Below are 13,409 nucleotides of genomic sequence, written 5' to 3' on the forward strand. Positions count from 1 at the left end.
TTTTATGTCGAGCAAGAAGAAGTCGCTGGAGATCGAAACCCTGCGCGGCCTGGCCTGCCTGTTGCTGGTGCTGTATCACGTGATCGGGCCGCTGGGTGGCGGCTTGAAAATCGACGTGGGCTCGCCGTTCCGGGTGATCGCCGACTCCATGGTGTACGTGCGCATGCCGCTGTTCACCTTTATCTCGGGTTACATCTATTCCATCTACAAAATTCGCGGCAATGACTTCTCCGCCTATTTTGTCGGCAAGGTCCGGCGGCTGATCGTGCCGCTGTTTTGCGTGGGGGTGCCGTTCTCGGTGCTGCAAGCGGTCGGCCCTGGGGTGAACAAGGACGTTGGCGTGATCGATGCGCTGTTGTCGTTTTACATCCCGATCAACCACTTCTGGTTTTTGCAGGCGGTGTTCATCATCTTCATGTTCGTCGGCCTGCTGGAATGGCGTGGGTGGTTGCAGACCATGACGCGCCAGTTCCTGTTGCTGGCGTTTGCGGCGGCGGTGTTTCTGCTGCCGCCGTTTACGGTGGACGCGTTCGGCATCAATGGCGCGGTGTACCTGCTGCCATTTTTTGTACTGGGGATGATTGGCCATGAAAAGGTCGGTGAGATCAGGCAAGCGTTCCGGGTGATCGGGCCGCTGGTGTTTGTGTTGATCTCGGTAGTGCTGCTGTTTGTGGCGACGGTGGATCGCGGGTTGATCGTTGATCGCCGCAGCCTGGTCGGCTTGCTGGTAGGGTGTGTGTCTTGTGTGGCGTTGCTGTCGAGTAACTTGCAAGCGCGCTGGCTGATCTGGCTCGGTGGTTATTCCTATGCGATTTTCCTGTTTCATGTGCTGTTCGCCGCCACTTCGCGATCCGTGCTGGGGCGCCTTGGGATACATGATGACGGCGTTTTGGTGCTCAGCGGCGTGACCTGTGGTCTGCTCGGGCCGGTGGTGTTGTCGAATATTTTCAGCCGCTTCAGCGTCACCTCCATGCTGTTTCTGGGCGAGCGGGCTGCACGTAAAAAACCGCCGGCCGTTGTGGTGCCGGCGACACAAACCTGATGGTCGTTTTGATGAAGGAAGTGCCCCGTGGTGGCAGTTGATGACGTACATCCCGCAGCAACTTCGGTGATCGAAGTCGGTGACGCGCGTGAACGCTTTGCGCAATGGCGCGAAGGCAAGGCGGGGAAGGTGCTGGCCATCTCGGTGATCGGCGACAGCTACAGCGCCGGGCAGGATTTTTACCTGAACAAACTCGTCCAGCGGCTCACCCACAAAGCAGGTTTCGCCGGGCCGGGTTACGTCGGCTTCAACCACGGCGCGGCGCTCGGTGGGACTCACTACAAATACACCCGCAGCAGTGAAAAATACTTCGGTGGTGATTGGGAGGTGTCCGGACTCGGCCAGGCCAGCCCCGACAGTCGCACCGTCATGGGCCGGCCCGGTGCTTATCTGGAGATCGATGCCAAACCGACGCCCGCCGTGGACACGTCCATTGCCCAGGCAAAATTGCTGTACCTGGGGGATGGGAAGTCCAGTGAAGTGCGCTATCGGTGGACGGCATCCGGCGCCTGGCATTCGTTGAAACTCGACGGCTCAGGTGCTCAGGAGGTTCAGTTACCTGGCTTTTCTGATCAGCCCGAGTGGGCGTTTCGACTGGAAGTGGTCAACGGTGCGCCGACGCTGTTTGGCCTGTGGATGAGCAATCGCCAGGGTGGCGTCCGGGTGTCCAAACTCGCGGCGTCCGGCGCGGCTTCCGCTGATTTCTATCACAGCGATGCCCAGTGGCAGGCGCAGTGGAAAGCGGTGGTGGCGAAGATTCCGGCGGATATCTACCTGATCATGCTCGGCGGTAACGACCAGGGGTTTGGTGTGAAACCCGAACAGTATCTGCAGAACATCCAAGGCCTGGTGCGGATGGTGCGCGAGGTTCACCCGAAGGCGAGCATCAACTTGATCCTGCGCCAGGACACCACACGCGCAAGTGCCTATCCGATGTCGGCGTATGCCCAGGTACTGGAACCCTGGGCGCGCGAGGAACATCTGGGTTACGCGAATATGCAGTGTGCGTTTGGTACCGACGTCAAACGTTATGCCTTGGGCGGCGATGCACCGATGATCGGGCCGGACAAGATTCACCCGATCCCGGGGGCGGGAGGGCGGGTGATTGCGGATTATCTCTATAGCTTGATCACCGCGCCGAAGAACACCTGCCAGTGAGCCAAAACGAACAACCTGTAGGAGCGAGGCTTGCCCGCGAAGACGGTGTGTCAGTAACGATGATGTCGACTGACACACCGTCTTCGCGGGCAAGCCTCGCTCCTACAGGGGGTGCGGTGTTCGTCTATTTGTCTGGCAGGCCTTTCTCGAAGCGCTCCAACTGACTCAGCAACTCAGCCGTCTTGAGCGGCATCAACTGCGGATCACAGCGGGTTTGCACGGTGATGACGATGGCCGGGTCGTTGCCGCAACTGCGCGCGAGGAATCGCCAGTCGCTGAAAATCACTTTCAGCCCGTCGCGCTCATCGACGTCCAGCGCCTGTTGGGCGTACAGCGCTTTCAGGTGGGCGAGGAGGGCGTCGGGGTCGGGAATCGGTCGACGGATTTCCCCGGAGGAGGGGAACACGCCGATTCGCTCCACCATCAGCGTGGAGCCCAGCCAGGCTTCAACCGGAGAGGGCAACGACGGATACCGTGACAACCAGGCCATCATCCCGACGTTGCCCATCTCCCGTTCAATGTCTGCCGTGTGTTTTGCATTGTTCATAGTGGCCTGCCTGAAAGAAGAGTGGACGACGGTTGAGGACTTGGTCAGAGGCCCTTGAGGTACAGGTGCTCGTAGCAGAAATTGGTCGCGTCGAGATAGCCCTCTGCACCGCCGCAATCGAAGCGCAGGCCGTCGAACTTGTAGGCCAGGACGCAGCCGTTTTGCGCCTGCTTCATCAGGGCGTCGGTGATCTGGATCTCCCCACCTTTGCCGGGCTGGGTGTCGGCGATCAGGTCAAAGATATCCGGCGTCAGGATGTAGCGGCCGATGATCGCCAGGTTGGACGGGGCGTCTTCGGGTGCGGGTTTTTCCACCATGCTGCTGACGCGGTAAACGTTGTCGGCGATCAACTCGCCAGCAATCACGCCGTACTTGTGGGTCTGGTCCCGGGGCACTTCCTGGATGGCCACGATCGAGCAGCGGTAGCGCTTGTAGAGCTGGATCATTTGCGTCAGGACGCCATCGCCTTTCAAATTCAGGCACAGGTCATCCGCCAGCGACACGGCGAAGGGCTCATCGCCAATCAACGGGCGACCGCTGAGAATCGCATGGCCCAGGCCCTTCATTTCCACCTGGCGGGTGTAGGAGAAGGTGCAGGTTTCAATCAGCTCGCGGGTGCCGGCCAGGAACTTCTCTTTTTCGGTGCCGCGAATCTGATGTTCCAGCTCATAGCTGATATCGAAATGGTCTTCCAGTGCGCGCTTGCCCCGCCCGGTGACGAGGGCCATGTGTTGTAGGCCGGCGTCCCGTGCTTCCTCGACCGCATACTGGATCAGCGGCTTGTTGACGATGGGCAGCATCTCCTTGGGCATGGCTTTGGTGGCCGGCAGGAAACGCGTGCCATAACCCGCGGCGGGGAACAAACATTTACGAATCATAAAAATACCCTGGAAGTCATTAATCGCAACCCACTACGGAAATAATGAGTGGTTGTCAGTGTCTTGAATAAGCGACTACTTTAATACCTGAGTTGGGTTGTTAATGGCAATTAGTGTCAGGTGTATAACAACGGAATGTTATGAGTTGTCCGTCTGTTGCGTGTTAGTTATTTTTCGTCGGTATCCGTTGATAGTGGTGAGCGTTTCATAGTGCTAAATAAGTACCCGGTATGACTGTCTGGTCGAATTACATATTGATCGGTACATGTTATTGCGCACTTTACGACCCCACTATGGACCGCGCTATGAAAATTCTGGTAACGGGTGGCACCGGGTATATCGGTTCGCACACCACACTTGCTTTGCTTGAAGCGGGTTTTGACGTGGTGGTGCTGGACAACCTTTCCAACAGTTCCGACGCTGCGCTGCACGCCGTTGAAGCCATCTGCGGCAAACGTGCGCTGATGATCCACGGGGATGTCTGCGACCGGCCCTTGCTGGACCGGATTTTCCAGCAGCACGCCATTGATGCGGTCCTGCATTTCGCCGGGCTTAAAGCCGTCGGAGAAAGCGTGCGCAAGCCGCTGGAGTATTACGAAGCCAACGTCGGCGGCAGCATCACGCTGTGCCAGGCGATGGCCGCCGCCGGGGTGTTTCGCCTGGTGTTCAGTTCATCGGCCACAGTGTACGGCGCGCCGGAGCAGATGCCGATCAGCGAGGAGGTGCCTACCGGCAGCCCGACCAATCCCTACGGCCAATCCAAGCTGATCGTCGAAAACGTGTTGCGCGACCTATGCTCGGCAGAGCCGCGCTGGAGCGTCGCGCTGTTGCGTTATTTCAATCCGATCGGCGCCCATGCCAGTGGCCACTTGGGTGAAGACCCCAATGGGATTCCGAATAACCTGGTGCCCTACATCAGCCAGGTGGCGGTCGGCAGCCTGAAGGAGTTGTCGATCTTCGGCGACGATTACCCCACGTCGGATGGCACCGGTGTGCGTGACTACATCCACGTCGTCGACTTGGCAGACGGGCATATCAAGGCCTTGCAATCGATTTCCCAAACCACCGGCATCCACATCTGGAACCTGGGCACGGGCGATGGATATAGCGTGATGCAAGTGCTGCACGCGTTTGAGCAGGCGTCGGGCCGGCCTGTGCCGTATCGGATATTGCCGCGCCGCTCGGGTGACGTCGCAGAGAGCCTGGCCGACCCGTCCAAGGCTGAGCGTGAACTGGGCTGGAAGGCCACACGCAGTTTGCAGCAAATGATGACCGACACCTGGCGCTGGCAATCGAATCATCCTAAGGGCTACCTCGAATAAGTAGTGATTGCGCCGAATGTTATAAACCGACAGCCATGTTAAGTAAGGTCGGGAAATTAGGCTGGAGTTACCTCCGGCAAATCCGTAGATATAAGCCCTGCCGTTCGACATTTATCAGTTGCGTTTGACTGTGAATGAACAATGGCTCTTGTTCGCAGTTTTTGCGGCTTGATCTTTCCACCTCTAACGGCACGCTTTGTTTGTTAACAAGGCCGAACGTTAGAAAGGAGTTGATATGAAAAAAGTGATGGCAATTGCCCTGTTGTCGATGTTTGGCAACTGGGCGTCCGCAGCGGAAGCACCGCTGACACAGGCAACTAATGTCGCCGGTAACGTAGCCGCTTCCCAAGCGCCTGCGGCCAGTACGGCGATGGTTGCAGGTGCAGTGGCTGCCTCCAACAGTGGCGGCAACGCCAACGGCGGTACTACCGGGACCACAGGAACTACCGGTACCACCGGCACCAGTAACTGAAAAACCCTGTAGGTGTAATACAAGGTCGCCCGATGAAAGTCGGGTGCCCTTGTTGGATTTGCCCTTGAATAGCGTAGTGCCATTATGAATCGTAGTTTTCCTTTTTTGATGTTGGCCAGTCTCGCTTTGCAAGGTTGTATGTTTTCCCCGGGGCAATACCTGAGCACCAGCGATATCACGCGCCAAGGGGGCAGTGAAAGCAGTCGCGTCGAGCTGATACCGATCACGCCCAAGCTGATTGCGATGGATCGGGCGACGCAGAAACGCACGTCGCTGCCGGCTGAATTGCTGGCGACCCCGGCGGAGTACCGCATCGGCAGCAACGATGTGTTGTACATCACGGTCTGGGACCATCCCGAGCTGACGGCACCCTCGGGCGCGCAACAGCAGATCGATGCCAACGGTCGCCTGGTGCGTTCCGATGGCACGTTGTATTACCCCTATATCAAGGAAGTGCAGGCGGCCGGCAAAACCATCCAGCAACTGCGCTCGGACATTTCCGAACGGCTGTCGGCTTTCATTGCCGACCCGCAAGTGGACGTCGCCGTGTTGCGCTTCGCCAGCCAGAAAGTCGTGGTGTCGGGGGCGGTCACAAAGGCCGGTGCGCAACCGATTTCCACCAACCCGCTCAACGTGGTCGAAGCCCTCGGTGCGGCTGGTATCGACCCGGTCAATGCCGACTTGTCCGGCTTGCTGCTGACGCGCAAGGGGCGGGTGTATCCGCTGGATCTTGATGCGCTCAATCAGCAGGATTCCGAGTTGCAGAACGTCTACCTCAAGGGTGGCGATCAGCTGTACCTGCCGTACAACGACAACAAGCGCATCTACGTCATGGGCGAAGTCAATCAGCCCCGGGCGCTGACCTTCAAGACCGGCACCATGAACCTGTCCGATGTCCTCGGCTCGGTCGGCGGCTTGAGCCAGACCACCTCCAACGGCAATGCCGTGTATGTGATCCGCGGGGTGGAAAACCTGGATGTGGAACCGGCGAAAATCTACCAGTTGAAAGCCGAGTCGCCGACCGCCATGGCGCTCGCCACGCATTTCAATGTAAGGCCCCAGGACATCGTCTACGTGGGCCCCGCCAACGTGACGCGCTGGAACCGTTTCATCAGTCAGTTGGTGCCTTCGGCCGCCATCCTCGGTGTGGGGGCTTCCTCAGCGAAGAACCTGAGTGAAGTCAGAGACAACGGCAAATAAGGTCAGGTCTGTGAGAACGTTGAATGTTGGCGTCTGCGTAATGGCGGCCGTGTTGTTGTGTGGCTGTAACCCGCTGATGACCGCGTCCTTGGGCAACTTCAAGGCCGCGGTAATCGGTCCCGATGAGGTGCAAGTCACCCCCGCGCAAGTGGCTCGGGTCGAGTTTCCCCAGCTGACCTTGACCACGCCATCCGGCTCCGGGGTGTTGGCGATGGTGCGTGAGCGGGGCGACCTGCAGTTCTGGGTCGCGTCCGGTAAACAGGTGTTGCTGCTGCGCGATGGACTCGCGGTGCGCACCATTGGCCTGGGCGTCGAAGGCGATCTGGACGGCACGCGACTGGCGGCGTCTTCGCCCTTCAAACAAGGCCTGCACACCCTGCCGGATGGCTACACCAGCCAGCGCTGGATCGATCTGTATCAAGGCAGTGAAACCGGCGTGACCTTGAACAGTCGCTTCTCGCGAAAATCCATGGAAACCCTGGAAATCCTCAACAAGGAATACGCCGTGCTACGTGTCGATGAGCAGATTGACGCCCCGGCCATTGGCCTGCGGGCGACCAATCGTTACTGGGTCGATCCCGTTGACGGTTTTATTGTGCAGAGCGAGCAACAACTGACCTCGCGCCTGCGGGTCAAGATTGTGCAATTGACCCCTGAACGCAGGGTTGCCCGTTGAAGCGGGTACGGAAGCTGTCGGCATGCCTGTTGTTGATCACCAGCGTCAGCCAGGCGGCGGTCACTGTCACGGGTGATGTGCAAGTCCCCGGGCCGGTGGAGTTGCCGCCGGGCGGGCGGTTGACGGATGTGATCAGCGTCGCCGTGCCCAATGCCGAAAGCTATTGGCTGGCGGCGGCGTTGCTGCGTCAGTCGTTGCTGGAAGAGCAGGCCCGGCTCAAGACCGGGGTGCTGTTCGATTTGCAGGTGTTGCGCCGTGAAGCCTTGATCTTCGACCGGCCGGGCCGGGCAGAGCTGGCGACGCGTCTGTCTGAGCAGGTCAGCGCCATGCCGGTCACCGGGCGCCAGGTCACGGTGCTCGACTCGGTGGCCATCGAAGTCGGGTTCGCCCCCAACGTCCAGCTGGGTGACGGTGATCGCCTGATCTATCCATCGCGCGTCGATGAAGTTGAAGTGCTCGGCGCCGTCGCCGAACCGTGCCGCTTGCCCCATGTCGTCCGGCAAGAAGCCCGGGATTACCTGCAAGGCTGCGCAATGCTGGCCGATGCCGAGGCCGATTATCTGTGGCTGATCCAACCCAATGGTGTTACCCGCCAGGTCGGTATCGCGCCCTGGAATCGGGAGAGCGGGCACGTGCCTGCGGCGGGCAGCAAGATCCTGGTGCCGGTGAAAAATGATGATCTCGATCCGCCTATCCCTGAACTGAATCAGCAGTTGGCCGAATTTCTTGCCACGCAATTGGCTGAGGTGGTTCATTGAATTTACGTTTTGCAGCTGTGTTGTTATTGCCCTGTGGACTGGCGCATGCCGAGCCACGTCTTACCCAGAATGATTTCGGCGGCGTCGGCTTGTGGCAGACACCCACCGCCCGGATGTCCCCGGCCGGCGAGTTGAGCGTGAACGCCAACCGCACCGAGCCCTACAGTCGCTACAGCGTGGCGCTACAGCCGTTCGATTGGCTGGAAGGCGCGTTTCGCTACACCGCCATCACCAACCGTCCTTACGGCCCCGAATCGTTGAGCGGCAACCAGAGCTATAAGGATAAGGCGGTCGATCTCAAGGTCCGGTTGTGGCAGGAAACCCACTGGGCGCCTGACGTCGCGCTGGGCTTCCGAGACATCGGCGGTACTGGCCTGTTCTCCAGTGAGTTCCTGGTGGCCAACAAGCGCTACGACGATTTTGATTTCAGCGCCGGCATTGCCTGGGGTTACCTGGGCAATCGCGGCGACTTCGACAACCCGGCGGGCTGGCTCGATGATCGCTTCAAGACCCGGCCAAACATGGAAGGCACCGGTGACGTCAACGCCGGCGCCTACTTTCGCGGCAAGCCTTCGTTGTTCGGCGGCGTGACCTACCAGACGCCATGGGACCGGCTCAGCCTGAAACTCGAGTACGAAGGCAACGACTATAAACACGAGCCCAAGGACAACGTGATCCAGCAGGACTCGCCGATCAACCTGGGCGCCGTGTTCAAAGTCACCGATTCGCTGGACCTCAGCGCAGCCTGGGAGCGCGGCAACACGGCGATGTTCGGCCTGACCTTCCACACCAACTTCGTCAGCCGCAAGGCCCCGACCAAGCGCTTCGACCCGCCCGCCGAGCCGTTGCCGGCCAAGACTCCGACCGTCGCGATGGATCAGGTCGACTGGCCGGAGGTGTCCCGACGCCTGCAGCAAAATGCCGGCTACAAGGTCGAGCGCATCAGCCATCGTGGCCCCGAACTGATCGTCTACGGCGAGCAGGGCCGTTATTTTCATTCGGCCAAAGCGGTCGGTCGGGCCAGCCGGATTCTCGACAACAGCGTCAATGCCGACATCGACTGGTTCACCCTGGTGAACAAGCGCTACGACCTGCCACTGGAAGAAACCAGCGTGCCTCGGCAAACCTTTCGCGAGGTGCTCAACAACGAGGAACCGCTGCAAGCGTTGCACCGCACCACCGAGACCAACCCGGCGATGCCGCACAACGAGAAGACCCTTTACACCGAAGCCCGCGACCCGTTCAGCTACGGCGCCGGGCTGGGCTTCAAACAGAACGTCGGCGGCCCTGACGGCTTTTTCTATCAGTTCAGTGCCGACGCCGACGCCGAGTATCGCTTCAACCGCAACACCTGGTGGAGCGGCCTGATCAGCGCCAATCTGCTGAACAACTTCGACGGCTTCAAATACGACGCACCCAGCGGATTGCCTCGGGTTCGCACGGACTTGCGCCAATACCTGACCACCTCTGAAGTCACCATGCCGCTGTTCCAGGTCAGCCACGCCGAGCAGCTGGACAAGGACCTGTACGGCATGGTCTACGGCGGTTATCTGGAATCGATGTTTGCCGGTGTGGGCGGTGAAGTGTTGTTTCGTCCGCAAGGCCAGCGCTGGTCGGTCGGTGCGGATTTGAACTACGTGCGTCAGCGCGAATTCGACCAGGGCTTCGGCCTGCGGGACTACTCGGTCGTCACCGGCCATATCACCGGCTATACCGACTTGCCCTACGACACACTGGCGGCGGTCAGCGTCGGACGCTACCTGGCCGGGGATTGGGGCACCACGATCGATCTGTCTCGGGAGTTCTCCAACGGCGTGCGGTTCGGCGCCTGGGCGACGATCACCACCGCCACCGGCCCCGAATATGGCGAAGGTAGTTTCGACAAGGGCCTGTACCTGTCCATCCCGTTCGATGAATTGATGAGCATGTCGACCATGCGCCGCGCCAACCTCGTCTGGTCGCCGCTGACCCGGGACGGTGGCGCACGGCTCAATCGCAGCTTCCAGTTGCACTCGATGACCGACAGCCGCGATAACGACATGTTCTACCGCAACTTCGAGAAGATCGCCGAGTAACGTTGGCGATCTACAGGCTGCATGTCCTGTAGATCGCCGCTTGATTGGCCTCCCTTCAAACATCCGCCCAACCCAAATCACAGCCACGAAAAAGGGGACTTGCGTCCCCTTGTGGTGCTGCTTTTTTTGCGCTCAGGCCATCAGTAGATGTCCTTCGAGAGCAGCGTGAAGGGCGTCTTCACCAGGATCTTCAGGTCCAGCCACAGCGACCAGTTGTTGATGTACTTGAGGTCGATCTCGACACGTTTCTGCATCTTGTCGATGGTGTCCGTCTCGCCGCGGCAACCGTTGATTTGCGCAAGCCCGGTAATGCCCGGCTTGATTCGGTGGCGTGCCATGTAGGCCAGAATCTTGCCCGAGTAGTAGTGGTTATGCGCGACGGCGTGAGGACGCGGGCCGACCAGGGCCATGTGCCCTTGCAGCACGTTGAACAGTTGCGGCAGTTCATCCAGCGAAGTGCGACGGATGAAGCGGCCGACGGCGGTAATGCGCGAGTCGTTACGGCTGGCCTGCTTGACTTCATGGTCGTCGTGGACACGCATCGAGCGAAACTTCCAGACCTGAATCACCTTGCCATTCCAGCCGTGGCGATCCTGTTTGAAGAAGATCGGGCCGGGGGAGGTGAGTTTCACCGCCAGCGCAATCACCGCCAGCACCGGGCTCAGCAGGATGATGGCCAGCAATGCCACGGCTTTTTCCACCAGACTCTTGCTTAGCGCGGCAGTGGGCTGGCTGGTCAGTGGGCTTTCATTCAAGTAGATCGCCGGCAGACCGTCCACGACCCGCACCGAGTGATTGAGCAGCGTCAGGCAGTTCAAGTCCGGGACCCAGACCACGTCGACATTGGCACCCAGCAAATCGACGTACATGGCTTCGATTTTTGCCGCTTCGCTCAGGGGCAGCGTGATGTACAAGCGTCGAATGTCATGGATTCTGATCAGTTCCAGAAGGTCTTCCTGTGCACCGACGATCTGTGGGGCATCCGGGTCCAGCGCGGCAACGGGGCCTGTGCTGACCAGACCCACCAACGGCAGGTTTTCGACGCTGCTCAACTTCTTGGCCAGGCCCAGCGCCAGCTCGCCGGTACCGACGATCAGCGTTCTATGCTCGCTTTTTCGTGACCGCTGGTAGTACTTGGAGAACCCGTGCAACGGCGCGTACAGCAGCGCCTGCCCGAGGAACCCGTACACCGCCCAACTGAGAATCACCTGCCGGGAAAACAGGGCGTCGGCCTTGCAGATAAACGCCATGAAAGCCAGCGCCGCCATGGTCATTGACCAGCCCATGAACAGGCGTCCCAGCCCTGTCAGATAGTTATCTCGTTTTCGGTAGACGCCACTGAAGGTATAGGCCGGCACCGAGGCCAATACGGCCAGCGTCGCGCACACTCGGTAATAGAACTCGACTGCGCCGGTATGCTGTTCAGCGAGTATGAACAACAATGAAACAGCAAAGCCCTGCGCCAGCGCCCATTGACCCCAAAAGGTAAGTCCCTTGAGACCGGTATTTCGATTGATACGAAGAGTAAGATCCATGCGATATCCCCAAAAGACGTCCATTCAGGTATCGACAGTCGAACCGTGAGTTGTTTAAGCAGGATTGTTATTGTTTTAACTAATACCCTGGGACTAACAACGCCAATAGGCCGAGCTGTCGTCAGTCAATAGATTAAGTTATTGATAGGGGATGCTGTCTGACGAGTTATAACAAGGTGGCAAAGTGCCAACTTTTATCGAGGAAGTGTTCGATGTTAGAAAAGGTCGATATTGAGGGGGTGTTATAGAAGGGGGTAACAAACAAAGTGCACTTTTTATTTTTGTAATAGCACTGTCATATGTTTGTTGAGGTGGGTCAGGCCGGTTGAGCCTCTGTTACCACTTCCTGGATAAGGCAATAGCCGCGATTTCTCACCGCGCGAAAGAGTCGTTCACCTTTGCTCGCGTTTTTGAACTTGTCCTGCAATCGGCTCAAACACATTTCCAGGCCGCGATACTGCTCCGGTTCTCTACCGATGCTCAGAATCAGATCATCCCGACTGACGACGCGATCTTCATGATGCAGCATCTTCTTGACGAGGGCGGCTTCCAATCCAGTGAGGTTGATCTCGACGTTTTCCTTGATCAATACACTTTGATCGTCGTCGAGTTGCCAGGCTTCGCTGTAAGGGCTGTCAACCTCGTGTTCTCGGGGAATATCGCTGAACTCTACCGGGTCAGGTGTCAGGTTCGAACGGGCCGCCAACCATTCTGCTTCGAGCGTGGCAAGTATCTTTTGCGTTTCATGTTCGATCGCGTGGGCGACATGTTTCCTTGACCCACTTGGGTAGGTGAACTCCATCAGCACGGGGGCGGAGGAGGCCGGGTTAACACCTTCGATAAACATTTGTGCCTGGGAAGTACCAAACGAGTTGAAACGCTCGCTGGACAGTATGGTCTCGAGCTCACGCTGGGATGTTGTGCTGTGAGTCACGACGACAAAATATTTTCTGGGGAGGGTTGTACTGATTTCCACGTCTCTCTCCTAAAGTAGTCACCAATGTTCGGTTAAAAGATGATCGGCAGGGGAGTAATAACTCCCTTGGAAGTAATCAAAGGGCAGCGCCCTGGCCAATGTATGGCTCTCGATATGCTCTACACGATCGGCAATAAAAGAAATCTTGTTGTTGTGGCTCAGTGTCACCATGCGGTCATGGAGTCGATTGAAAAACTCAGGATTGCCATTGAGTTTTAAACACTGGTCCAGGGATGAAACCGATACCTTGATGTAATTGAACAGATTCAAAGTGCTAAAGCGTGTAAGGGTGTCTCGTTGGAGAGTGTCGCTACCCAACGCGATTTCTATACCATGATCTTTCAGGCGATACATATTATGAGTAATGTTTTTTTTATATTTGGAATCCACTTCCCAGAATGGTTGCTCTTCGAGTGACACGACCAGTGTATGGCCCAGATCACGCAAGTTGTCGCCAGACCGGATCAGTTCGTCGGCCAGCGTAAAGCTGGCAAGGCTCGGTTCAGACAGGCATAGAAGTGTTCGGTTCAAATATTTTTTTGGGGTGTGCGAGCGAGGGTCTTTCAGGGAGGCCGACGCCCTGCGCACGCGCGGTTGAGCCGCCAGCGACGTCCAGGACGACGGAGCGGAAAGGTGGGGCGTGGTTCTTATCTCACTGGCAAACGGGCGATCGTCACGTGACAGGATCAGTTGCCGGGTCAGATAGCGATACGGGGCGTTTGCGGGCGAGATGCCTCCAGTCGCATTCATTCAACAACTCCTTCCATGGT

At 58.2% G+C, this 13,409-nt stretch carries 13 protein-coding genes; 8 read left to right on the top strand and 5 right to left on the bottom strand.

Annotated elements, in window-relative coordinates:
* The first annotated feature begins 4 nt into the window (after positions 1 to 4).
* A complete protein-coding gene (locus ACY4LX_RS11380) occupies positions 5 to 1,042 on the top strand; it encodes an acyltransferase family protein (protein WP_463259914.1) in 1,038 nt (345 codons plus the stop codon).
* A 27-nt stretch (positions 1,043 to 1,069) separates the two neighbouring features.
* On the top strand, positions 1,070 to 2,200 hold the full coding sequence (locus ACY4LX_RS11385; protein ID WP_463259915.1) for an SGNH/GDSL hydrolase family protein: 1,131 nt from the start codon (positions 1,070 to 1,072) through the stop codon (positions 2,198 to 2,200).
* A 124-nt stretch (positions 2,201 to 2,324) separates the two neighbouring features.
* Here the strand turns inward: ACY4LX_RS11385 and ACY4LX_RS11390 are convergent, their stop codons facing one another.
* Both ACY4LX_RS11390 and galU read right to left on the bottom strand, forming a co-directional pair.
* Positions 2,325 to 2,747 (bottom strand): phosphohexomutase domain-containing protein, encoded by a 423-nt coding sequence (locus ACY4LX_RS11390; RefSeq protein ID WP_149658955.1) that lies wholly within the window; start codon positions 2,745 to 2,747, stop codon positions 2,325 to 2,327.
* A gap of 44 nt (positions 2,748 to 2,791) precedes the next feature.
* Complete coding sequence (gene galU / locus ACY4LX_RS11395) at positions 2,792 to 3,625, bottom strand: UTP--glucose-1-phosphate uridylyltransferase GalU (RefSeq protein ID WP_463259916.1); 834 nt, start codon at positions 3,623 to 3,625, stop codon at positions 2,792 to 2,794.
* A 305-nt stretch (positions 3,626 to 3,930) separates the two neighbouring features.
* On the opposite strand from galU, the gene galE reads away from it, so the two are divergent.
* The 6 genes from galE to ACY4LX_RS11425 all read left to right on the top strand — a co-directional run bounded on the left by galE (position 3,931) and on the right by ACY4LX_RS11425 (position 10,128).
* Complete coding sequence (gene galE, locus ACY4LX_RS11400; protein ID WP_463259917.1) at positions 3,931 to 4,947, top strand: UDP-glucose 4-epimerase GalE; 1,017 nt, start codon at positions 3,931 to 3,933, stop codon at positions 4,945 to 4,947.
* A 235-nt stretch (positions 4,948 to 5,182) separates the two neighbouring features.
* Positions 5,183 to 5,419, top strand: coding sequence for a hypothetical protein (locus tag ACY4LX_RS11405; RefSeq protein ID WP_123403467.1), 237 nt, complete (start codon positions 5,183 to 5,185; stop codon positions 5,417 to 5,419).
* An 84-nt stretch (positions 5,420 to 5,503) separates the two neighbouring features.
* Positions 5,504 to 6,619 (top strand): polysaccharide biosynthesis/export family protein, encoded by a 1,116-nt coding sequence (locus ACY4LX_RS11410; RefSeq protein WP_463259918.1) that lies wholly within the window; start codon positions 5,504 to 5,506, stop codon positions 6,617 to 6,619.
* 10 nt (positions 6,620 to 6,629) lie between these two features.
* Positions 6,630 to 7,295, top strand: coding sequence for a YjbF family lipoprotein (locus ACY4LX_RS11415; protein ID WP_463259919.1), 666 nt, complete (start codon positions 6,630 to 6,632; stop codon positions 7,293 to 7,295).
* Positions 7,292 to 8,053 carry a capsule biosynthesis GfcC family protein gene (locus ACY4LX_RS11420; RefSeq protein WP_463259920.1) on the top strand — a complete coding sequence of 254 codons (762 nt, stop codon included), beginning with the start codon at positions 7,292 to 7,294 and terminating at the stop codon, positions 8,051 to 8,053. The genes ACY4LX_RS11415 and ACY4LX_RS11420 overlap by 4 nt, the downstream gene beginning before the upstream one ends.
* Positions 8,050 to 10,128, top strand: a complete 2,079-nt coding sequence (locus ACY4LX_RS11425; RefSeq protein ID WP_463259921.1) for a YjbH domain-containing protein — start codon at positions 8,050 to 8,052, stop codon at positions 10,126 to 10,128. The genes ACY4LX_RS11420 and ACY4LX_RS11425 overlap by 4 nt, the downstream gene beginning before the upstream one ends.
* A 140-nt stretch (positions 10,129 to 10,268) precedes the next feature.
* Here ACY4LX_RS11425 and ACY4LX_RS11430 read toward each other — a convergent pair whose 3' ends face one another.
* From ACY4LX_RS11430 to ACY4LX_RS11440, 3 genes are all read right to left on the bottom strand, one after another.
* On the bottom strand, positions 10,269 to 11,663 hold the full coding sequence (locus ACY4LX_RS11430; protein WP_149658948.1) for an undecaprenyl-phosphate glucose phosphotransferase: 1,395 nt from the start codon (positions 11,661 to 11,663) through the stop codon (positions 10,269 to 10,271).
* A 316-nt stretch (positions 11,664 to 11,979) separates the two neighbouring features.
* The gene (locus tag ACY4LX_RS11435; protein ID WP_463259922.1) at positions 11,980 to 12,639 is read right to left on the bottom strand and encodes a winged helix-turn-helix domain-containing protein; all 660 of its coding nucleotides are present in this window, start codon (positions 12,637 to 12,639) and stop codon (positions 11,980 to 11,982) included.
* Positions 12,640 to 12,657: 18 nt separating this feature from the next.
* Entirely contained in the window at positions 12,658 to 13,389 is a 732-nt protein-coding gene (locus tag ACY4LX_RS11440; RefSeq protein WP_149658946.1) for an EAL domain-containing protein, read from the bottom strand.
* Positions 13,390 to 13,409: the final 20 nt, after the last annotated feature.

This window comes from Pseudomonas sp. Emmai (assembly GCF_055179735.1).